The organism is Agrobacterium sp. K11 (assembly GCF_059429395.1).
In genome coordinates this window covers 134216-155613 of sequence record NZ_JCAHRB010000014.1, presented here as the reverse complement: position 1 = coordinate 155613, position 21398 = coordinate 134216, and the positions used below count along the sequence as shown (strand labels likewise).

Annotated in this window: 17 protein-coding genes and 1 pseudogene; 7 read left to right on the top strand and 11 right to left on the bottom strand. The window is 56.1% G+C overall.

Annotated elements, in window-relative coordinates; all coding sequences use genetic code 11:
• Nucleotides 1-2 precede the first annotated feature (2 nt).
• A complete protein-coding gene (locus AC5SEO_RS24275; protein ID WP_112286119.1) occupies nt 3-1511 on the bottom strand; it encodes an amino acid ABC transporter permease/ATP-binding protein in 1509 nt (502 codons plus the stop codon).
• 60 nt (nt 1512-1571) lie between these two features.
• The gene (locus AC5SEO_RS24270; protein ID WP_112286120.1) at nt 1572-2405 is read right to left on the bottom strand and encodes an ABC transporter substrate-binding protein; all 834 of its coding nucleotides are present in this window, start codon (nt 2403-2405) and stop codon (nt 1572-1574) included.
• A 224-nt stretch (nt 2406-2629) separates the two neighbouring features.
• On the opposite strand from AC5SEO_RS24270, the gene AC5SEO_RS24265 reads away from it, so the two are divergent.
• The 4 genes from AC5SEO_RS24265 (at nt 2630) to repC (ending at nt 7840) form a co-directional block, all read left to right on the top strand.
• Entirely contained in the window at nt 2630-3697 is a 1068-nt protein-coding gene (locus tag AC5SEO_RS24265; RefSeq protein WP_065658949.1) for a LacI family DNA-binding transcriptional regulator, read from the top strand.
• A 420-nt stretch (nt 3698-4117) separates the two neighbouring features.
• Nucleotides 4118-5401 (top strand): plasmid partitioning protein RepA, encoded by a 1284-nt coding sequence (gene repA / locus AC5SEO_RS24260; protein ID WP_003518687.1) that lies wholly within the window; start codon nt 4118-4120, stop codon nt 5399-5401.
• Nucleotides 5398-6423 carry a plasmid partitioning protein RepB gene (repB, locus tag AC5SEO_RS24255; RefSeq protein ID WP_112153428.1) on the top strand — a complete coding sequence of 342 codons (1026 nt, stop codon included), beginning with the start codon at nt 5398-5400 and terminating at the stop codon, nt 6421-6423. Before repA ends, repB begins: the two co-directional genes overlap by 4 nt.
• Nucleotides 6424-6625: 202 nt before the next feature.
• Nucleotides 6626-7840 (top strand): plasmid replication protein RepC, encoded by a 1215-nt coding sequence (repC, locus tag AC5SEO_RS24250; protein WP_112286121.1) that lies wholly within the window; start codon nt 6626-6628, stop codon nt 7838-7840.
• Nucleotides 7841-8480: 640 nt separating this feature from the next.
• On the opposite strand, the pseudogene AC5SEO_RS24245 reads toward repC, so the two are convergent.
• Together AC5SEO_RS24245 and AC5SEO_RS24240 are read right to left on the bottom strand one after the other, a co-directional pair.
• Nucleotides 8481-9488 (bottom strand): annotated as a pseudogene (locus AC5SEO_RS24245) (CoA transferase); the annotation flags it as partial.
• 119 nt (nt 9489-9607) lie between these two features.
• Entirely contained in the window at nt 9608-11296 is a 1689-nt protein-coding gene (locus tag AC5SEO_RS24240) for a GMC family oxidoreductase N-terminal domain-containing protein (RefSeq protein WP_112192470.1), read from the bottom strand.
• 161 nt (nt 11297-11457) lie between these two features.
• Between AC5SEO_RS24240 and AC5SEO_RS24235 the strand changes: the two genes are divergently transcribed.
• On the top strand, nt 11458-12387 hold the full coding sequence (locus tag AC5SEO_RS24235) for a LysR family transcriptional regulator (protein ID WP_112192469.1): 930 nt from the start codon (nt 11458-11460) through the stop codon (nt 12385-12387).
• Between the two features lie 262 nt (nt 12388-12649).
• Here AC5SEO_RS24235 and AC5SEO_RS24230 read toward each other — a convergent pair whose 3' ends face one another.
• The 6 genes from AC5SEO_RS24230 to AC5SEO_RS24205 form a co-directional block, all read right to left on the bottom strand.
• Entirely contained in the window at nt 12650-13546 is an 897-nt protein-coding gene (locus AC5SEO_RS24230) for a fructose bisphosphate aldolase (protein WP_112192468.1), read from the bottom strand.
• A 107-nt stretch (nt 13547-13653) separates the two neighbouring features.
• Complete coding sequence (locus tag AC5SEO_RS24225; RefSeq protein WP_013637153.1) at nt 13654-14469, bottom strand: GNAT family N-acetyltransferase; 816 nt, start codon at nt 14467-14469, stop codon at nt 13654-13656.
• A 39-nt stretch (nt 14470-14508) separates the two neighbouring features.
• Nucleotides 14509-14982: a nuclear transport factor 2 family protein gene (locus tag AC5SEO_RS24220; RefSeq protein ID WP_013637152.1), complete on the bottom strand. Its 474-nt coding sequence runs from the start codon at nt 14980-14982 to the stop codon at nt 14509-14511.
• Nucleotides 14979-15602: a pyridoxamine 5'-phosphate oxidase family protein gene (locus tag AC5SEO_RS24215; RefSeq protein ID WP_013637151.1), complete on the bottom strand. Its 624-nt coding sequence runs from the start codon at nt 15600-15602 to the stop codon at nt 14979-14981. Before AC5SEO_RS24215 ends, AC5SEO_RS24220 begins: the two co-directional genes overlap by 4 nt.
• Nucleotides 15603-15689: 87 nt before the next feature.
• Nucleotides 15690-16676 (bottom strand): MBL fold metallo-hydrolase, encoded by a 987-nt coding sequence (locus tag AC5SEO_RS24210; protein WP_495364096.1) that lies wholly within the window; start codon nt 16674-16676, stop codon nt 15690-15692.
• Between the two features lie 131 nt (nt 16677-16807).
• The gene (locus AC5SEO_RS24205) at nt 16808-17518 is read right to left on the bottom strand and encodes an alpha/beta hydrolase (RefSeq protein ID WP_077122533.1); all 711 of its coding nucleotides are present in this window, start codon (nt 17516-17518) and stop codon (nt 16808-16810) included.
• Nucleotides 17519-17877: 359 nt separating this feature from the next.
• Between AC5SEO_RS24205 and AC5SEO_RS24200 the strand changes: the two genes are divergently transcribed.
• Entirely contained in the window at nt 17878-19734 is a 1857-nt protein-coding gene (locus tag AC5SEO_RS24200) for a PAS domain-containing sensor histidine kinase (RefSeq protein WP_410171208.1), read from the top strand.
• Nucleotides 19731-20351: a response regulator transcription factor gene (locus tag AC5SEO_RS24195; RefSeq protein WP_077122497.1), complete on the top strand. Its 621-nt coding sequence runs from the start codon at nt 19731-19733 to the stop codon at nt 20349-20351. Before AC5SEO_RS24200 ends, AC5SEO_RS24195 begins: the two co-directional genes overlap by 4 nt.
• A 120-nt stretch (nt 20352-20471) precedes the next feature.
• On the opposite strand, the gene AC5SEO_RS24190 is transcribed toward AC5SEO_RS24195, so the two are convergent.
• Nucleotides 20472-21380, bottom strand: coding sequence for a LysR family transcriptional regulator (locus AC5SEO_RS24190; protein WP_077122498.1), 909 nt, complete (start codon nt 21378-21380; stop codon nt 20472-20474).
• Between the last annotated feature and the right edge of the window lie 18 nt (nt 21381-21398).

Here is a 21398-nt window from a genome sequence, read left to right as displayed (position 1 = left end):
GCTCAGAGCACTTCCGCTAGGAAGCGCTGGAGACGCGGGCTTTGCGGGTTGTCGAATATTGCCTCTGGCGTGCCGGCTTCAACGACGCGCCCCTCGTCCATGAATACGACCTGATCGGCCACCCGGCGGGCAAATCCCATTTCATGCGTGACGACGACCATGGTCATGCCACGCGTGCCGAGCTCAGCCATGAGGTTGAGCACGCCCTTGACCAATTCCGGATCGAGCGCACTCGTCACCTCGTCGAAGAGGATAACCTCCGGTTCCATGGCAAGCGCACGGGCAATGGCAACGCGCTGCTGCTGCCCGCCGGAAAGACCGCCCGGACGGTGGTGCTGGCGGCTCGCAAGGCCGACATCGGCAAGCCTTGCCTTGGCGATGCGCTCGGCCTCGGCTGCGGGCAGGCCCTTGATCTTCGTAAGCGACAGCATGACGTTTTCCAGCGCCGTGTGGTCGGGAAAGAGGTTGAAATGCTGGAAGACCATGCCGACCCGGCGGCGCAGCGTTTCCGGCTTCATTGCGAGAATGCTTTCGCCATCGATAAGAATATCGCCGCTCTTCGGCTCGACCAGACGGTTGAGCCCACGCAGCAAAGTCGATTTTCCGGATCCGGACGGGCCGATGATGCAGGTGACGCTGCCTGGCTTGACTAAAAGATCGACACCCCTCAGCACATCAAGATCGCCATAGGCCATACCGAGACGGCGCACTTCAAGGCTGCCGCCCTTGAACGAGACGCCAGTCGCGCGAGCTGCGCTGTCGAGTTCACTGACTTCCTCCAGTCCGCTGGTGATGACGGAGGGGCGCTGCTTGCCAACCCGCAGACGATTGTCGATCGCATTGACGACATGGGTAAGCGGCACGGTGACGACGAGATAAAATACGCCTGCCAGCAGGAGCGGTGACAGATTGCCGGTCACCACTGCCTGGTCCTGTCCCACGCGAAAGATCTCACGCTCTGAGGCCAGAAGCCCGAGGAAATAGACCAGGCTCGAATCCTTGACGTTGCCGATGAACTGGTTGACGAGGGCCGGCAGAACGCGGCGCACGCCTTGCGGCACGACGATAAGGCGCATGCCCTGGCCATAGCTCATCGACAATGCCCGGCAGGCCTCCATCTGCCCACGGTCGACGCTCTGGATACCAGAGCGGAAAATCTCGCCGATATAGGCACCGGCGATCAGGCTGAGTGCCAGAATGCCGAGCGGATAAGGCGATGGACCGAAGAGCTCGCGGCCAATGCGGGCAAAACCCTGGCCAATGAGGAGAATTGTGACGATGGCCGGCAGGCCGCGGAAAATATCGGTATAAAGACGAGCGGGAATGCGCAGCCAGGGCGAGCGGGAAATGCCCATGATCGCGAGCATCATGCCGATAGCGACGCCAAGCACAGTCGAGGTCGCAGCCAGGATCAGAGTATTCTTGAGACCTACGGTGATCATGGTCGGCAGCACTTCGGCCATGGCATTCCAGTCGAGGAAGCTACGGCGCAGGTTTTCAAGCCAGTTCATCAGGATATCCCTTGAAAGAAAGGCCGGTCCGACCGGTAAAGGCCGGACCGGAAGGTGGCATCACTGCTTGGGAAGATATGCCTGCGGCATCGGCGTGCCGGGGAACCATTTTTCGTGCAGCTTTTTCCAGGTGCCGTCCTGCATGGCCTCTTTCAGGCCCTTGTTAAGCGCCTCGCGCAATGCATCGTTACCCTTGCGGATGACGAAGCCGGCGGGCGCGTCGAAGCTCGGAATGTTGACTGCGACTTTTAGCGCCGGATAACGGGCGGAATAGTCCTTTGCAGCCTCGAAATCGAGGAAATGTGCATCGACCGTCCCGTTGTTGAGTGCGGAAACGGCAGAATTGTTGTCCGGGAACTTCACGAGATCGGTGCCGGCAAAATTCTTCTCGGCATAGATTTCCTGAAGTGTACCCTGCACCACACCGAGACGCTTGCCTTTAAGACCCGCTGCATCGGTGATGCCTGGCTCCGAAGTGAGGACGCTCAAGAAACCTGCAAGATAACCATCAGAGAAATCAATGGTCTCCTTGCGCTTGGCAGTCGTGCCGATCGCAGCGGCCGCAACATCGAAGCGGCCGTTGGCGACAGAGGGCATCAGGGCCGAGAATTCCTGGCCGGTGAACACCACCTGTTCCTTCTTGAACCCAAGACGTTCGGCTACGTTGAGGAACAACTCTATGTCGAAACCGGTAAAGTTGCCGTCGGCGGTGGTGAAGGCATAAGGCTTGGCATCGCCCATCGTGCCGACACTGATGGTGGCGGGATCGATGAGGCCAAGCGGATTGTCGGCAAGTGCGGGCGTCGCCGCGCCTGCAAGGACACCGAGTGTGATCGCGGCCGTGGTCGCGCGAATTTTTGCGAAGACGGATGTTAAGGCTTGGGTAAATTGCATTGGTTTCTTCTCCTCTGGTGTCGTTGTCTGCGATAAATTCAAGGCGCACGGGTCCCACCCGGTCGGCGCATGATGTCACCTACCCGGCCCACGCAGTTCGCATGTCGGAAGTCTTTTTATTTTTGAGACCGGTCTCAACTAGAAAGAGACCGGTCTCTTTGGGTATTGGCAATTGTTATCTTCGCATTTGCCAGTCGTCAAGTTCTCTTGTAAGGCTACCGCTTATGGACAAGATCCCGCCTAAAACTCCTTCCGTGACAGTCGCTGACGTCGCACGCCAAGCCGGCGTCTCAAAGGCAACGGCTGCACGCGTGCTAGGTGGCTACGGAACTGTTAGCGACCGGGTGAGAGAGGCGGTCCTGGCCGCGGCTCAGTCCCTCGATTATCGCCCCAATGAGCTTGCTCGCAGCATGACGACAGGTCGTTCAGGCACCATCGGCGTCGTGGTGGGAGATATTGAAAACCCCTTTTTCAGCCTCGCCGTGCGAGGCATCACGGATATTGCCCGGCAGGCAGGCTTCACCGTCATCCTCATTAACTCGGGTGAAGACGTCGTTGCGGAAAGAGCGGCCATCCGCACTCTGCTTGCCAAGCGTGTCGACGGTCTCATCGTCTCGCCGGCCAAGGAAAACGATGTCGAGCATCTGCATGAGGTTATTCGCTCGGGGCTGCCGCTCGCGTTGCTCGATCGTGGAAGCGACACGCTCGATGTCGACACCGTTATTGCCGACGACCGGCATGCCGCCGAGAATATTACACGCCGGCTGATTGCGCTCGGCCACCGCCGCATCGCCTATTTAACCGCCTGCGACACGCCGGATCATCGGTTCCGCAGTGCAGACGACATCAGTACCGGTTCGGTCAGGCGACGCATCGAAGGGTATCTTGGTGCGTGCAGTGAGGCTGGTCTGACCAACATGGAAAGCTGGGTACAGGTCGGTGCCGTCACGCAGCAAGAGACGCATCGCATCGTTACCGAAATGCTCCAGTCGGCGCAGCGTCCGACGGCAATCATTGCATCGGACAGTATAATCGGCCTGGAGGTGTTCAAGGTTCACCGTCAACTGGGGCTTAGCATCCCGGACGACCTGTCGCTGGTATCGTTCCATGATGCGGATTGGACGTCTGTAACAACGCCTCCCGTGACCGTCGTGCGCCAACCCGTCTACGATCTCGGTGCGACGGCGGCCAGGTTGCTGGTCGACCGGCTAAATGGCAAAGGTCAGACGGTCCGCAAGGTCGTTCTGAAAACCGAAATCGTTGAACGTGCCTCCATGCGGGAAGCACTTTGACTCGGTAGACGGTGTTGAAAAGCTGCTTTGAGCCCTCCGTCGTTTTGTGACGGCCCCTCGCCGATCGATCCGCTGTCACTATTATCGCCAACGTAAAAACGGCGCTGGTCCTCGGTCAGACAAAATCCGATAGATCGGCTCGCAGCCGGCCCTTTTAGTATGGCCGAGTGGTTGCCTCTTGAGATCGAATGTCGTTCGATTCGCCATGGGGTAGATTTTTTGCACTGAAAATCTCGTTTCGACCGATGCTGATGACCTTGATTGCCGAGCAAAAATGCAGTTGCCGCCGCAGGGACAGGATGTCCGAAATATTCTATAAGTATCTGATTATAATTTATAAAATGGCCGCCTCTATTCCCCTGTCAACCACGGACGTCAATATCCGGTTAACCGTAAATAACTGGACGGCGAAACAGAATCATGTTGTACCTTTGGCGGACGATGGTCGGCAAACCGGCGAATGCCCGCCAAGAGGAAAATATGGCGATAGCAAAACACGCAGAAATGACGAGCGGTCAGAAGGAAGACGCGGGCGCCAAGATCATGCGCCATGCGGGTCTTCTGTCTCAGCAGTTGCAGGACCTTCGCACCCGCATGTATCCTCCGAAGTCGGAGAAAAGCCTGCGACCGTTCCTCACCAACGAAGTCTCCAAGCTGACCTCAATACCCGATTCTACTCTGAAACTCATGTCGAGCGAAGGCCGTGGACCGATCCCTGGCCGGCTGGAAAATAACCATCGTGTCTATACGCTTGCTCAGATCAATGAATTGCGCGAGCTCTTTGCCGCCCAGAAGCCTTCTGAAGCGCTGAGATTTTCTCCTCGCCGACGCGAGGGCGAGCATCTCCAGGTCGTTGCGATCGCCAACTTTAAGGGCGGCAGTGCCAAGACCACGACCTGCGTCCATCTTGCGCATTATCTCGCGCTGCAGGGCTACCGCGTCCTTGCTCTTGATCTCGATCCGCAGGCATCACTTTCTGCACTGTTCGGCGCGCAACCTGAGTTTGACGTTGGTGCCAACGAAACGATCTACGCTGCTCTTCGCTACGACGACGCCGAGCGCCGGCCAATCCGCGATATCATCCGCAAGACCTATTTCGACGGGATCGATCTGATACCCGGCAACCTCGAAGTGATGGAATATGAGCATGAAACGCCGCGGGTTCTGGCGCAGAAATCGGGCTCGGGAGCGATCTTCTTCGAACGGTTGAAGCTTGCTCTTGCCGAGGTTGATCAGGACTATGACGTCGTCATTCTCGATACTCCGCCGTCTCTCGGGTTTCTGACGCTGAGTGCGATTTATGCTGCGACCAGCATGATTATCACGGTACACCCGGCGATGCTCGATGTCGCATCCATGAGCCAGTTTCTCCTGATGATGGGGGACCTGATAAGCGTGCTCAATGAGAGCGGAGCGCAGCTTGATCAGGATTTCATCCGCTATCTCATTACCCGCCATGATCCCAACGACGCACCACAGTCTCAGGTCGTTGCGCTGATGCGCCATCTCTTCGGAACGGATGTGCTTCTTCCGACGCTGATTGAAAGCACCGCTGTCGAGGCAGCAGGACTTGCAAAGCGCTCGATCTACGAACTCGAAATGGGCCAGATCGGCCGTGACACGCATAAACGCGCACGCGAGGCGGTCGATGCCGTCAACGAAGCGGTCGTGAAACTCATCAACACCAGCTGGGGACGCACATGACCAACAAGTCATCGCGTAAATCCATCGTTGCAAATTTTGGCCTGCTGTCGGCGGAACTTGAAAACCGGCTGGCGACCGATGCTCCTGCCTCCCCGCAGCAACCTGCACCAACTGCACGTGTCGGTGCCGGGGTGATCGGTGCGGCGCACAGGGCGATCGACGACATCAAATCGGAACGCGACCGCCTCAAGGCGCTTGTTGAATCGGGTGGTGGTGCGATCAGAGAGCTCGACCCGTCAAAGGTCGATCCCTCTCCCTTTCCCGATCGTCTTCCAGATGACGACGCATCGGATTTCGAGTCTTTCAGGAACTCGATAAAGTCCGAGGGTCAGAAGGTCCCGATCCAGGTCCGCAAGTCACCAGCATCGCCCGATCGCTATCAGGTAATCTACGGCCATCGCCGGCTTCAGGCAGCCCGCGATCTTGGAATTCCGGTCAAGGCGATCGAAGTCGAGATTTCCGACGTCGAGCTTGTCATTGCGCAGGGTATTGAAAATGCCGATCGCCAGGATCTGACCTGGATCGAGCGCACGCTGTTTGCCCGCCGTATGGATGATGCCGATGTGAAGCCTCGTGATATCAAGGCGGCATTGTCTATCGACGATCCCGAGCTTGCACGAATGCGAGCGGTTTATCGCGCCCTTCCGCTCGATATCGTCGAGACAATTGGTCGGGCAGCCAAGGTCGGTCGTCCAAGGTGGGTGGAGTTTGCGAAGGCTTTCTCCGAACAGCCTGACCTGCATGGTGAACTGCGCAGGGTGCTTTCGGCCGCTACGCAAAGACGGCTTGGATCCGATCAAAAGTTTCTGGCCGCCTTTAACGCCCTGAAACCTGCCGCACCGTCGAAGGCCGGCAAGATGATTGCCGGCGCCGCAGGCGAACCACTTGGCAGCTTTTCGCGCACGAACAAGGATATCCGTATTTCGGCGGATACACCGGCCGGAGCAGAATTCCTGCGTTTCATCGAAGCGCAGCTGCCATCACTGGCTGAGCGGTTCACGCGCGAAAGATCAAAGATTTAAACTGAAGCCGAGAAACAGACTTCGGAACCATTTTAAGTAAGGAAAACGCGCAAAAGAAAAAGGCCCCCGAAACGTTGCCGTCATGGAAGCCCTTCTCGTCGTGTGAGAGCTAGAGAATCGCATTTCCATGAATCCTAGTCAAGAGTCTTTGGCACCGTTTTGGTGAGCGTGAATCTTTTGCCTTTTTGAAGAGGCGAGGGACATGGAAGGTGGACAAGTGACGACGCCGTTTGGGCGGCGGTCGGTAACGCTTGCGCTTGTGAAGCAGCAGATTGCCACGACCAGGATCAAGGAAGGCAAGTCGGCAGACAAATGGAAAGTCTTCCGCGACGCATCGGAGGCGCGAGAGGTGCTTGGTCTGCAGGATCGCAGCCTTGCAGTGCTCGATGCGCTTTTGAGTTTCTATCCTGAAAATGAGCTGCGCCAGGACGCACAGCTTATCGTTTTCCCGTCGAACATCCAGCTGTCAATTCGTGCGCATGGCATTGCGGGCGCTACCCTGCGGCGTCATCTTGCCCTGCTTGTCGATGCAGGGCTGATCATCCGCAAGGATAGTGCAAACGGCAAACGCTACGCCCGAAAGGATGGTGAAGGCTCGATCGAGCACGCCTTCGGTTTTGACATATCGCCGCTTCTGATGCGCGCCGAGGAACTGGCATGCCTTGCCCAGCAGGTGGCTGCCGATCGGATCGCGTTCCGCAGGGCAAAGGAGAACCTAACGATCTGCCGGCGGGATATCCGCAAGCTGATTACGGCGGCCGTCGAAGAGGGAGCTGCAGGCGATTGGGACGAGCTGGAAGAACAATATCTGGCCGCTGTCAGGCGAATTCCTCGAAACCCGACGCTCGACGAACTGAGAGATTTGGGCATCGAGATGGATAATTTGCGGCAGAACATCATCAACCAGTTGAATTCCGATGATTTTTCTTCAGAAATGACCGCCAATGATGCTCAAAATGAGCGTCACATACAGAATTCAAATACCAACCTCATTAATGAACTTGAACCTAGCTCTGAAAAAGAGCAGGAAGCGAAGCCGAGCCAGAATAAGCAGGCCGAACATGTGCCGATTAAGGCTTTTCCGATTGGTCTCGTCTTGCGCGCCTGCCCCGAGATTTTAAACTACGGGCCTGAAGGCCAGATCAGAAACTGGCGCGATCTCATGACGGCCGCCGTGGTGGTCAGATCGATGCTCGGGGTGAGCCCGTCCGCATATCAGGAGGCCTGTGAGGTGATGGGTCCGGAGAACGCGGCAGTGACGATCGCCTGCATTCTCGAGCGTGGCGGCCACATCAACTCGGCCGGCGGGTATCTCAGAGACCTAACCAATCGGGCCAAGCGAGGTGAGTTTTCGCTGGGGCCGGTGCTGATGGCGCTATTGCGGGCGGCCGGTCATTCGGTGAAGGCAACGGGGTGACGTTGACGTAATGGATGACGGTTCCCGTTGCGCCGGTGTTTCCATCTGGAGACTGGAGCATTTGAGGAATCCACATCCAGGTTTGGGGGCTTTCCCTTCATTTTCCGGCCTTCCATATCAGTTCCTTCCGCCTTAATGTTTACGACCCAACGACAGCTGAACTCTTGTTGGATTGCAGCCAGGTTAAAAGGCCGAGAGAGACTGACATCAGCTACCGGACGTTGTTCACGGAGCTGATGCGGCGGACGTTGGGTGCCTAACTTGCGGCGGACTTCCGTTTGGAAGGGTAGTTCGTGACTGTGACGGTCAAATAACGCGACTATTGGTATTTCAATCTCACTAGCGCCGTGGACAAGGATGAGCGAAGCTATTTCGGGTCACACTACGATAAGCAGATCACGGTGCGGTATGATCATACGGCGCCCAGATGAAGATTGTGGTTATGGACTAGGGATTGATCACTTTCACCCCGGCAGCCTCGAAAGTGCTTGTATAAGTCATGTCGAGGCAAAAAGTTCTTTCATGGCACTTCCTCCCAAGGTGCCATGTTGAATATCTAACCCGTTAATGCCATCGCGCACTTGGACGGGCCGTGAGCGGCTTCGGTATCCTCCTCAGAACACGAAGCTGCCGTGTCCTGCTAACTCGGCAGATACTCTGCGCTCCAACTCTCGCTGATCGTGCCGGATGCAATCAACCGATCGATCTCGTTATCGGTGTAGTTCAGGTCGCGGAGAACGGCGCGCGTGGAGGCGCCGTACTTCTCCGCTGGCGTTATAGCCGTCACCTTGCCGACTGCCGGACGGATGGCGAAGGGGTCGACCTGAGTGACGGTGTGCCCGCTCGGATGGTCTTAAAAAAGCGAGAATGAATAACTGCCCCGGTCGATCCCCGGCGTGCCGTCGGCAATGCGGGCGCTGCGGCTGCGGATCTCCTCGATGTTCTCGCAGAGAGATACGCCGATATCGGCTTTCTGCAGGCGCTGTTGCCAGGTTTCAGCAGGTGCCGTCATGAAGGCTTTCGCCAGATAGGCCTCGCGATCGGATGCGGCCATCTCGACAATTGCCTCGAGCCCCTCAGCCCTGCCCAAGCGTGGCAAATCAACTTCCGAAGCACACAGAAGAATATAATCCCCCGACGCCGTCTCGTAGAGACGCGACAGGGCGTTATATCCCTTGGTCTCGCGACCGGAAGGCTCATCGAAGGGACCTCGGTTGGCATAGTTATAGCAGAACGGTATCTGGGCGAGACCGGTAAGCGCCGATAGCGAGGTCCGCGGACGGCCGATAACGCCGGTTCTGGATTTCTGATACAAAGCCGCTGCAATGCCGAGCGCAGCGCCGAAACCGCACATCACGTCAATGGTTCCAACATGGGCGTGTTCCTTCGGCGTATCCATAGAGCCGCCGAAGCGCAGCATGATGCCGGTCGCCGATTGCACGAGGTCGTCATAGCCGAGATAGTCGGTGCGCGGGCCGGTGCGCACGCCGCCGAAGCAATCCAGCTGGCAGAAGATTGCGTGCGGATTAAGCGCTTTCAGGCTTTGAGCATCGAGCCCCATCGCCTTGACCTGACGGTCGGTGGCGTTCCAGACAACGACGTTGACTGAGCGCACCAGTTCTTCGAACACGATGCGGCCATCGGGCGAAGGATCATGGCCACGGCCGGGCCAGCAATATACTGCCCAAAATCAACGACTCGAACGGCGGAAAGCGGAAGCGTTGAACTTGCTATTGATGTCATCCTGTAACCTCCCCCAATAGTTTTCTATGCGTGTGCGTCAGCAACAATCCAGCCAGCTGCCTTTTCGGCTATCATCAGCGTCGGCGCATTGGTGTTGCCACTGGTAATCTTCGGCATGATGCCCGCATCGACGACCCGCAGTCCTGCGATTCCGCGAACCTTGAGGCGACTATCGACAACGGCCATAGGATCGTCATCCCCGCCCATCTTCGTCGTACCAACCGGATGGAAGATGGTATTGGCAATATCGCCCGCAAGCCGCGCCAGCTCCTCATCGCTTTGGAACTGCGGGCCCGGTTTCCACTCCTCCGGCCTATATTTCGCCAATGCCGGCTGCGACACGATTTTGCGCACTTGCCGGAGACTTTCGGCAGCAATCCTGCGGTCTTCGTCCGTGCTGAGATAGTTTGGCGCAATCGCCGGCGCGTCCGACGCCTTATTGGAGCGAATACGAACGCTGCCCACGCTCGATGGATTGAGGTTGCAAACGCTGGCTGTGAAAGCGGGAACAGTGTGCAACGGTTCGCCGAAGGCGTCGAGGCTGAGCGGCTGGACGTGATACTCCAGATTGGCGTGAGCCTGGCGTTCGTCCGAACGGGTGAAGGCGCCCAGCTGCGAGGGCGACATGCTCATAGGACCACTGCGTTTCAACGCATATTCGAGCCCTATCATCGCTTTACCAAAGACGCTGTTGGCGAGCGTATTCAGCGTTTTCGTATTACCGACCTTGAAGACGGCACGGATCTGCAGATGGTCCTGAAGATTTTCTCCGACACCTGGCAGGTCGTGTTTGACCTCAATACCGAAACGCTTCAGCAATCCCGCTGGACCGATGCCTGATAATTGCAGGATTTGTGGTGAGCCGATGGCGCCGGCCGACAGAATGACTTCTCCCCGCGCCCCAACCTCCGTGCGCTGCCCTTGACGCTCAACAATAACACCGATGCACCGCTTGCGACCAGATGCCTCGTTCGCAAGGATCAAACGCTCGACATGAGATTGCGTCCAGATCGTCAGGTTTGCGCGGTTTTTCGCTGGGCGCAGGAAAGCCTTGGACGTGTTCCAGCGCCAGCCCGAGCGCTGGTTCACCTCGAAATAGCCGACGCCTTCATTGTCGCCACTGTTGAAATCGTCCGAACGCGGAATGCCCGCTTCCATGGCGGCTTCTGCAAAGGATTCTAGGATATCCCATTTCAGCCGCTGCTTCTCGATGCGCCATTCGCCGCCATGGCCATGCATGTCGGAAAATCTGCTGTTGCCACCAGTCTTCGGGTCTGCGCCATGGTCCAGCCGGTAGTGGTCCTCATGCGCCTTGAAATCGGGCAGGCAATTTTGCCAGGACCAGGCATCGTCGCCGGTTGCCGTTGCCCACCCGTCAAAATCGCGTGCCTGACCACGCATATAGATCATGCCGTTGATCGACGAGCAGCCACCAAGCGTCTTACCGCGAGGATAGCGTAGCGAACGACCGTTCAGTCCGGCGTCCGGTTCGGTTTTGTAAAGCCAGTCTGTGCGTGGGTTGCCGATACAATAAAGATACCCGACCGGGATATGTATCCATGGGTAGTCGTCCTTGCGGCCGGCTTCCAGCAACAGAACATGTTTTGACGGGTCACGACTGAGGCGATTGGCAAGCAGGCAGCCTGCGGAGCCACCACCAACAATAATGTAGTCAAAAACGTCGTGGATATAGCCGGAACCACCATTCCTCATTGGGTTACCCTCCAATCGCGATGGAACACCACACAATTATAAGACTGGACACTTTGCATTGGCATGCCATGCTTCCTCCCTTGCTTTATATGCAGGCATAGCCAACATTCGATCGTGAAATCCAATGACAAATTCAACCAAGCATTATAAGTGAAATTAATATGCTGGAAGGTATCGATCTGAGAACATTGCGAGCGTTTGTTACCGTGGGGCGAGAAGGGAACGTCACCCGCGCCGCCGAGCACCTGCACGTCACGCAGCCTGCGGTGACGCTTCAGTTGAAACGCTTGGCCGCTGACACCGGGCTAACCCTGTTCCGGCGGACCTCGACAGGTTTGGAGTTGACACAGGAAGGTGCACTGTTGGCGGCAAAGGCCGAGCAAGTGCTGGCGGCGCTGACGGACTTTGGCCAGACAGCCGGGCGTTTATCGACCGGCGTCCGGGGAAAATTGCGGATCGGTACGATCATCGATCCGGAGTTCACACGATTAGGGGCGTTTCTGAAAGCACTTATCGAAAACGGGCCAGGTATCGAGACAACGCTGCGTCATGGCATGAGCGGCGATGTGCCGGAGAGGCTGAAGCGAAACGAACTCGACGCCGGTTTTTATCTTGGTGATCCAAGGGACTATGACCCGCCGACCGATGTTACTGGAGGGAGTACCGCGTCGCTTTTCCACTCTCGCGCACTTGCGCAATTGACCTATTGCGTTGTCGCTCCGCCATCGCTCGCCAGCTTTGTTCGAGGAGCCAACTGGTTACAGCTTGCCTCCCTCCCCTGGATCGGCACGCCACCCGCATCGGTCCATAACCGGATGCTGGCACGGCTGTTCACCAATCTTGGCGTTCGCCAACAGATTGTCGCCCAGGTGGACCAGGAAGCGTCAATGATTGCCATGACACGCACAGGGATAGGGCTGAGCCTTTGCCGGGAGTCGATTGCCCTGCATGAACAGCAGTCTCATGGACTGGTCATCGCTGATAATGTGAAGCTCTCGACGACCTTAAGTTTCCTCTGCCTGGAAGCGCGTATCAGCGATCCGTCGATCGTCGCTGCATTTGACGCAATCAAACGAGTTTGGGTTCAGTAAACCGACTTAGCGGTGAAGCTCTTGAACGGATTCGAACTCTCGGCATTTCTTTGTTTTTGAAATCTCGAGGTTATTCAACTCCTTGGCTCTCTAAACCGAGATGATGGACTACTGTGTGAGCTAAAACCGCAGACATTTGCCGGTAGGTGACGAGTGTTGCGTGAAGGCAAATATGCCGTCGATGTAACAGGGAACGGGCTCCGAATTCACCTTTGTCTTCAGTCGTATTCTCGGGTGCCCCGCGTCACGCGTTCTCGCCTTCCTACGCACTAGCTAGATATATCTCTTCAATGTTTTGAGAGAGATTTCGGTCGAATTCAGCGTCTCGCATGGAAACGCGTAAATTCTCAACCAGAGCCCGCGAGAAGCTTCCGATTACGCCGGTGTTCTCTCTGAGTTTTTCGCAAGCGACCTTTAGACTGTAGCCTCCGGACAAGGCAAAAACTCGAGCAACTTTGGGATGCTCGACAAGTGCTGCGTAGAGATCCGGCTGAGTTGGCAGGATAAGCTTCAATATGACCTGCGTTCCATGCGCAAGCTCCGAAAGATTCTTCAGGATTTCTTTGACCAATATCGCTTCGGCAATCGCCTTATCCGGGCTATCGACGAGAACCTCAGGCTCGATAATCGGGATCAATCCGTTCTTTAGGATCGTCGAGGCCACCTCAAATTGTTGCCTCACAGCTGCAGAAATCCCTCTTTCGGACGCTGAACGCACGACCGAGCGCATTTTCGTCCCAAGGATTCCTTTTTCAAATGCGCGCTCAAGCAAATTGCCAAGATTTGGCATGGGCTTCATCAACTGAACGCCGTCATGCTCCGCTTCACGACCACTGTCGACCTTCAAAAACGATAGGATCCCTCTATCTTCCCAAAGATATGCCGGGACCGATTTGGCGCCGATGAAGTTCTCCATGGTGTGTTCGAATAATATGGCGCCAATCACACGCTCGCTCGAAAATCCGGGTGCAGTTATTATCCTCACGCGCATTTCATGGATAAGCTTCAACATTTCCGCGTCGCCCTGATAAGCGGTGTCGGATATACCGTATGAGCGTAAGGCGTCTGGGGTGGACCCTCCGCTTTGATCTAGTGCTGCAATGATTCCCGATGCTGAAGTCAGCCGGGCGGCCATTTCTATGCGGGTTTCCGTATTCATTCGTACTGTCCCTTCTTCAGATCGTACAGAAATTTGAGGAGTAACGCAGCGAGGAGGCACCGTACGTCCTTCCACCAGTGCTCACCCGCCGGGGGCAGATCGCTATCTTACAACTTAAAATTCTTGCGGTGATATGCGTGCCGGAAGCCTACTTTCCTAAGGTTATCAAAGGAAATATTGGGTTCTCCCTCTGCAGGTGCCAATGTCTCAACGGCAAATGTCGACACGCCGTTGCAGAGCCCATGTTCGATACGACTTTTGATGAGCGCCTTTTGAATGCCGCGATTTCGAAACTCCGGAAGTGTGGTGCCGCCGCCTAGCCATGCGTAGGTTCCGGACTGGTACATGGTGGCAGTGCCGACTGGATTGTCACCATCCAAGGCGAAAAAACACGACCAGCCTACCTTTCCGACGATTGCTGACCACAACCTCGTCAGGGTCGATGGAAAGTTGAAGCCTTTGCACACCATCGATCCAAAGAGCACGGCTTCCTCAATATGAACGTGTCGCGTTCGGATCGAGTTGGGCTCCGAAAGGTTCGCTGATGAGCCGTCGTAGACAAGCTTCGCCCAGCCGACACCATATTCAAGCAGACCCTTGGCGAGGATCCAGTCTTTAGTTCGGGCTGGAGCGCGGTCCATATTTACCTGAAGAAACCGGTTTCCGCTCTTCCCATTCATCCACCCATAGGCTTCCTCAAGATCATTCACGGAGTTTAGCCCGAGTACACGGTTCAGACCCATGGCTGGCGCGCTTGGCAGCGATATTGCGCATCCACCGTTGATGGGCAGGCATTCAAAATGCTCTTCGGATTTGAGCGTTGCCGGTGAGACATTGTACAGATCGACGAAGGCTTTGACCTCGATAGCCTCTTCTTCTGTCGGAGACGAACGTTGTGAAAAGTGCGAATTCAAAATGACCATGTGGCTGTCTTCGACTGATGGAAATGGAAATGAGGTCGATCAGAAACCAAGCTCGCTGAGCCCCGGGTGATCATCGGGCCGACGACCGAGGGGCCAGTGAAAGCGACGGTCTTCCACGCGGATTGGCAGGTCGTTGATGCAGGCGTATCGCTTGCGCATCAGGCCACTATCATTGAACTCCCAGTTCTCGTTGCCGAAAGATCGGAACCAATTGCCGCTGTCGTCATGCCACTCATATGCAAACCTGACGGCAATCCTGTCGCCGCCGAACGTCCACAGCTCCTTGATCAGACGGTAGTCGAGCTCCCGGCGCCACTTTCCTGCAAGGAAAGCGATGATAGCCTCCCGGCCACTAACGAACTCGGCGCGGTTACGCCACTGACTATCAGCCGTGTACGCCAACGCAACCTTGCCCGGGTCCCTGCTATTCCAGCCATCTTCGGCAAGCCGCACCTTGTCGGCAGCAGTCTGCGATGTAAACGGCGGTAGAGGCGGTCTTTGAGCGTTGGTCATTCGGATTTACCTTCTAATCTTGCCCGCAACGCTGCATTTTCAGCTTCGAGCTGTTGCAGCTTCTGACGTAGTGGTGCGACTGCTTGCTCAACTTGCTGTTCGGTGTAGCGGGGGATGATGTGCTGGGGGCAGTTCCAGTCGTATGCTTCGAGCCGAAGCTTGAATATCCGCTCTGCACGGCCCCTATACGTCGGATCGGATACGAGGTCAGTTAGCGATGGATCGGCGTCGAGCGTCAGCCGCTCGACGTGGGCATAGACTTTGAGCCGGGTCCGTCGGACATAGTCCATGAGAAACAGACAGGCGCGGTCGTTGGCTGCGAAATTCCCTGCGCTGATGTATTGGCGGTTTCCGCGATAGTCGGCAAATGCCATTGTTTGGGGATCAACGACCTTGAGGAAACCGGTTTTCCCTCCGCGATGTTGAACATATGGCCAACCCGTCTCTGACACAGATGCGATATAGAAGCTGTCGCGCGTGGCGATGAAAGCGATCTCGTTCTCCGTCAAAGTATCCGATGGCCGATCGTTCTCGCCCAGCCATATCTGGTCCACCCCCATATCCGCCTGCGCGGCTCGGACGCTTGGCGTGACGGCGACTTCCAGAAAGTGGTACGGCATACCTCGTCTCCATACTTGAGTAGGCCCGCATCAGCGAACAATGAGGGCCTTGATCTATCTCAGCTACCTAAATCCCCGGCTACAGCATCAGTCTTGCAAAGCCCAATCGGCGACTTCCCAGCGCATCTGACCACGATCGGAGACCACACGACCAAGACCTGGGAACGGCATGTGTGTCGCAGCAATCAGGGCGCCTTCCGAGGCAGCTTGTGGGAAGAAGCGATCGCGCATCGCTTTCGCAGCAGCCTGATCCTGTTCGAACAGGAAGAAGACGTCCGTTGCAGCAGGATGGACGACCGGGAAAATCATATCGGATACCATGATCAGGCTCTTGCCGCCGTCCTCGATTCGGACCCCGATATGGCCAGGCGTATGCCCGGTTAGGTCGACAATCGAGACGCCAGGAACTATTTCACGCTCTCCGTCGATCGATTGCAGCTTCGGATAGAGACGCACCACTTCTTCTGCCATCTTGAAGCTGGGCTGTAAGAAATCAGGCGCGCCATTGCTCTTGGCCCGGTCAGTCCAGTGCTTGACGTCGCGACGGTCTACATAGACCTCGGCATTCGGATAATTGTTCTTACCGCCGAGAACCAGACCGCCCATATGGTCCTGGTGCATATGGGTCACAATAACCGCATCGATCTGGCTGTGCTTCAGACCGAGCGTCGCCAGCGCCTGCGGCAGATGTCCGGTTTCCCCGATAGAACCTGCAGCACCCGCATCAATCAGGACGCGCTGCTTACCGTCTTCAATGAGGTATTGATTGAACAGAAAACGAACCCCGCCGGGTCTGCCCGTAAACTGGGCGTTTGCGGCCTTTTCCACGTCAGGGGCCGAGCGCCCCGGGAAGTAGTTGTAGGGCATATCGGCATACCCGTCCGTCAGCGCAGTTACCGTGAAACGGCCGATATGTATCTGTGCAAACGGCGTTGTTACCACCGCTGCCCCGGTAGCTTTGGATGTAGCAGCCTGGGCGGTCAAGTCGCCGAGCAGGCTACCGCCGAAAAGAGTTCCTCCAACGAGACCAAGAGGCAGAGCGCTCGCGAAAGCGCGGCGTGACAGCTGAGGCATGCCATTCTCCTCAAGTTTTGTCAGTGATATTTGTGATGTCTGTGAGCGTTTCGGCATAAGAAAGTTGCGCATAGTATTCCCTCAGTCGGTGATTGATGTTGGACAGCAGCTGTCGCTCAGCATCAGTTAGGCTATTTTTGCTTAGCTGCGGTTCTGATGAGCGCTGCGACTTTGTCAGGCTGGGACAGCATTACTGCATGGCTGCTGCTGACCTCTACAACCGTGGCCCCGGCGCGCTCGGCCATCGCTGCCTGCGCTTGAGCGGGTATCATTCGATCTTGAGTTGCGAGCAGGTAAAAAGATGGCTTGGATTTCCATGCCGCAGAGGTGATCTTGCCCTGGACGGCTTCAAGGCCCCACGGCCTTTGGGCGTCAGCCATAAACTTCGCTTCGGCGGGATCTATGTCTGCCGAAAATGCGTCAGCAAACTTCCGTGGATCAATTTTGATGAAGCCATCTTTCGGCGGAAGGAGTGGGGGTTTCTCCGCACCAGGAACCTCTTGCGAGGCCAGGTCGAACACGGATTCCCCAGTATCCGGAACGAAAGCTGCCAGATAAACGAGACCCCGAACCTTTTCGTCGGTCCCGGCTTCCGTGATCACAGCACCACCGTACGAATGCCCGACGAGCACAACAGGGTGAGCAGCTTCTGCGATAATGCCTTTTGTGCGCTCTACATCTTTGCCAAACGTGACTGCAGAATTTTGCACGACAAGAACTTCATATCCGTCTAGCGACAGGATCTCGTAAACCTTCCGCCATCCGGAAGCGTCGACAAATGCCCCGTGGACGAGCACAACTGAGATTGGTTCGGATGAAAGGTTGTTAGGCTTCATAGTCATTACGCGAGCTCCAAGGTGGCACCATTTGGCTGCACTGCCCGTGATAAATTCAACAGCGTCAAACTCTGTGGCGGACATAGCATTGCCATCGGTGAAAGTGATGTTGCAGTGCCAAGGCAGCGATAGCCCGACTCGATTAATTGGTTGACTGATCGATAGGTGTAGGCCTGACAAGATCAACTCTCAATTGAGACATTGGTCAGCTCCTACTAGACCAAGGGACTGCGGAAATAGACCTTGGTCTATAAATCTCAGCTAACGTGAACGCGCCGACCGGCGTATTCTCAAACCCGTGCTAACGTTTCGAGCGTCCGGGGATTAAATTGGAACACCAAATAAATACTGACGAGATCATTGACATGATCCCGGCGATGGCTTGGTCCACGACAGCTGACGGAATGTTGGACTTCGCCAATCAGCATTTTTTGGACTATGTCGGCCTGCCGCTTTCAGACATCGCCGGCGAAAACTTTTACCGTCTTTTCCACCCCGAAGACCTCGAACGACTGGGCACTGAGTGGCGGAACATTATGACCTCGAGAACGGCCAAGGAAGTCGAGGGACGGCTCAGACGCGCGGACGGGGAATTTAGATGGTGTAGTCTTCGGCAAAAGCCACGGCACGACTCGGAAGGAAAGGTCGTCCGATGGTACGGAGTGGTTCTCGATATCGAGGACCGCAAACAAGCCGAAGATGCGCTCAAGGAGACCAAAGCCGCGCTCGCAGCAAGCGAGCATAATCTCCGACTTATCATCGACTCGCTTCCGGTCCTCGTCTGGTCAGCGCGACCTGATGGCAGTGCGGACTTCGTCAACAAAAGCTGGTTGGATTATGCCGGGCTGCCGCCTGAGCGGATCCTGGATTGGGGCTTCCTGGATCTGTACCACCCCGATGACATCCCCGAAATGGTCGAGATATGGAAGAGAGACCTTGAGAATTCGGACCATACGCAGTTGAAGGGACGCATTCGTGGGGGAGATGGCAAGTACCGTTGGTTTTACTTTTCCGGCCGCAAGCTCACAGACGCAAACGGTGTAGTCCGCTGGTTTGGTGTCAACATCGATATCGACAATTTGCAATGTGCAGAGAACGCCCTACGCAAAAGCGAAGCCGCCCTCAGGGAAAGCGAGCACAAGCTCAGCCTCATCATAAATACCATCCCTGCCATGGCCTGGTCTTGCACGCCCGATGGACAGCTGGAGTACTGGAACAAGAACCTTATCGATTTTGTGGGCCTTCCATTTGAGGAAATCGTCGGATTGGGCTTCTATCGCATGTTTCATCCAGATGATGTCGAACGCATGCGTCTCAGTTGGGACGAGGTTGTTGCGACAAAGCAGCCTAAACCGGTCGACGCGCGCATCAGAAGGTTTGACGGCGAGTACCGGTGGTTTAATCTTCGGCAAAATCCACTGCTTGATGCGCAGGGCGAGGTCGTTCGGTGGTACGGTGTCGTGGTCGATATCGAGGACCGCAAACGAGCAGAGGAGTCCCTTCGTCAAAGCCAAAGCGACCTTGCTCACGTGACGCGTCTGACGACGATTGGGGAGTTGGCAGTCTCGATCGCACATGAAGTCAATCAACCGCTTATGGCCATCGTTACCAATGCTGGAACTTGCGTTCGCTGGCTTCAGCCTGGTCAGACAGATCTGGAACAGGCCCGGTTCGCTGCGGAGCGGGTTGTGCGTGATGGGCACCGTGCAGGCGACATCGTTTCCAGCATCCGCGCCATGGCTCAGAGGTCTCAAGTACGTATGGAAAGAACAGACATCAACCAAGCACTTCGTGATGTGCTGTTTCTTTTGCAGGGCGAGCTGCAGTCCAGGGGCCTCCAAACCGTCACGGATCTCCCACCTGATCCGCACTACTTCATTGGTGACCCCACCCAAGTGCAACAGGTCCTTCTAAATCTTATAATGAATAGCGCCGAGGCTACCTCTAGCGATGGAGAGGGAATTATTTACGTCGGGTGTTCGCAGAACGCGAATAGTGAAATCGAGATCACTGTGTCTGACACGGGAAAGGGTATCCCTCCCGAACTGGTCGACCGGGTATTTGATGCGTTCTATACGACGAAATCAGACGGGATCGGCATGGGACTCACGATTTGCTGCTCCATCGTTGAAGCGCACGGCGGACGTATCTGGGCCGCTACCAATCAGCCGCGGGGTACGTCGTTCAGCTTCACTCTACCACTTCAAGGAAACAACCGTTGATCGATGAGAAAAGGAACAGGCGTCCCACCGTTATCGTCATCGACGATGACGAGAGCGTACGCGAGGCCCTCAGGGGTCTTTTCGAATCTGTAGGACTTATCGCTGAAACACATGGATCCGTTAAGGAATTCGTAGCCGCCGACGATCCCGAAAAGGCTGGCTGTATTGTGTTAGATATTCGTCTTCCAGGCCAAAGCGGGCTGGAGTTTCAGGAAGCGTTGGCTCAAAGCGACCTGCCCAGGTCTGTCGTGTTGATAAGCGCCCACGTTGATGTGGCAATGGCTGTGCGTGCAATGAAAGCTGGTGCTATCGACGTGCTGACAAAACCTGTTCGTGAACAGGATTTGCTTGAAGCCGTAAATCGCGCGATCGCAAATGATGCACTTCGCAGGCTGGAAAGAACGACAAAGGCTACCGTCCAAAGCAGCTACAAGTCGCTAACCGAACGCGAGCGCCAAATAATGGCATTGGTTATAGCTGGAAAGCTTAATAAGCAAATCGCGGCAGAGCTACAGCTTGCCGAGCCCACCGTGAAGCTCCATCGAGGCCATATGATGCAAAAGATGAAGGCTACCTCTGTCGCCCAACTGGTCAAAATGGCTGAAGGGCTGTCTTAGTCTCAGCTAACAGTGAACATGAGGGAAGCTGTTTGTCTTATAAGCTCTTGAACCACTATGAACCGACGACCCAGCGATTTATGTGCTCGGTGACTAATCTAAGCCAGATAAGGCCGTCCGTTAGCGGGCCGCGCCAGTCATTAATGTGTCCTCGCTTACCGCGTCGGCAAGAAAATCCAGAACCGTGCGGACCCGCATTGGAAGATTTCGACGCGAAGCATAGACTGCGGTGATCGGCAGTCGTGCCGGCGGCAGACAGGGCAGAACGTTGATGAGCCTCCCCGATGCGATGTCATCGGCAACCAGGATATGAGAGAGGATGGCCAGCCCTCCTCCTGCGATGGTCGCTCTATAGACAGCAGTCGCATTGTTGAACACCATGCGCGGGCTAATCGCTGCCCGCACCTGATCGGCACCGTCGGCAAATATCCATGCACGCGTTTCACCGCCGCGGCTGTAGCAAATGCAGTCGTGCTCTGCGATCTCGCTTAGACCACGAGGTTGGCCTCGCTCTTCGACATAGCCGGGCGATGCAACAAGAAAGGCCGTGGTCCAGCCAAGCCGGCGACAGATCAGGCTGCTGTCGGAAACGTCACCGAGACGAACTTCAATGTCTATCCCCTCGCCGACAAGATCCGACGGGTCCTCGCGAAACACGGTTTCGACCGTCAGGCGCGGATGGAGTTTCAAAAGGCCAGGCAGACGCTCGCTGACATGCAATCCGAGTGGAGCCGGCAGGCTGATCCTTACCCGGCCGGAGGTCGTCACGTTTTCGGTCGCCGTTGCATCACCCAGCGCCTCCATGGCGTCGATAACTTTGCGGGCCATAGGGATCATGTGCTCGCCTTCCACTGTCAGTGACAAGCCACTGGTGCTCCGATGCAGCAACCGGGTGCTGTAATGCGCCTCCAGCGATGAAATTTGCCGAGACACCGCAGGCTGCGTCAAACTGAGGTCCAGCGCTGCGCTTGAAAACGACCCAGTCTCAGCAACCCTCAGGAAGGTTCGCAAGGCAGCAACCACATCCATCCGTCATCCCCCTCATAC

What these genes read in the sequence shown, in the direction of transcription:
- AC5SEO_RS24275 (WP_112286119.1), bottom strand. Translation starts at nt 1,511, where the DNA reads ATGAACTGGCTTGAAAACCTGCGCCGTAGCTTCCTCGACTGGAATGCC.
- AC5SEO_RS24270 (WP_112286120.1), bottom strand. Translation starts at nt 2,405, where the DNA reads ATGCAATTTACCCAAGCCTTAACATCCGTCTTCGCAAAAATTCGCGCG.
- AC5SEO_RS24265 (WP_065658949.1), top strand. Translation starts at nt 2,630, where the DNA reads ATGGACAAGATCCCGCCTAAAACTCCTTCCGTGACAGTCGCTGACGTC.
- repA (WP_003518687.1), top strand. Translation starts at nt 4,118, where the DNA reads ATGTTGTACCTTTGGCGGACGATGGTCGGCAAACCGGCGAATGCCCGC.
- repB (WP_112153428.1), top strand. Translation starts at nt 5,398, where the DNA reads ATGACCAACAAGTCATCGCGTAAATCCATCGTTGCAAATTTTGGCCTG.
- repC (WP_112286121.1), top strand. Translation starts at nt 6,626, where the DNA reads ATGGAAGGTGGACAAGTGACGACGCCGTTTGGGCGGCGGTCGGTAACG.
- AC5SEO_RS24240 (WP_112192470.1), bottom strand. Translation starts at nt 11,296, where the DNA reads ATGAGGAATGGTGGTTCCGGCTATATCCACGACGTTTTTGACTACATT.
- AC5SEO_RS24235 (WP_112192469.1), top strand. Translation starts at nt 11,458, where the DNA reads ATGCTGGAAGGTATCGATCTGAGAACATTGCGAGCGTTTGTTACCGTG.
- AC5SEO_RS24230 (WP_112192468.1), bottom strand. Translation starts at nt 13,546, where the DNA reads ATGAATACGGAAACCCGCATAGAAATGGCCGCCCGGCTGACTTCAGCA.
- AC5SEO_RS24225 (WP_013637153.1), bottom strand. Translation starts at nt 14,469, where the DNA reads ATGGTCATTTTGAATTCGCACTTTTCACAACGTTCGTCTCCGACAGAA.
- AC5SEO_RS24220 (WP_013637152.1), bottom strand. Translation starts at nt 14,982, where the DNA reads ATGACCAACGCTCAAAGACCGCCTCTACCGCCGTTTACATCGCAGACT.
- AC5SEO_RS24215 (WP_013637151.1), bottom strand. Translation starts at nt 15,602, where the DNA reads ATGCCGTACCACTTTCTGGAAGTCGCCGTCACGCCAAGCGTCCGAGCC.
- AC5SEO_RS24210 (WP_495364096.1), bottom strand. Translation starts at nt 16,676, where the DNA reads ATGCCTCAGCTGTCACGCCGCGCTTTCGCGAGCGCTCTGCCTCTTGGT.
- AC5SEO_RS24205 (WP_077122533.1), bottom strand. Translation starts at nt 17,518, where the DNA reads ATGACTATGAAGCCTAACAACCTTTCATCCGAACCAATCTCAGTTGTG.
- AC5SEO_RS24200 (WP_410171208.1), top strand. Translation starts at nt 17,878, where the DNA reads ATGATCCCGGCGATGGCTTGGTCCACGACAGCTGACGGAATGTTGGAC.
- AC5SEO_RS24190 (WP_077122498.1), bottom strand. Translation starts at nt 21,380, where the DNA reads ATGGATGTGGTTGCTGCCTTGCGAACCTTCCTGAGGGTTGCTGAGACT.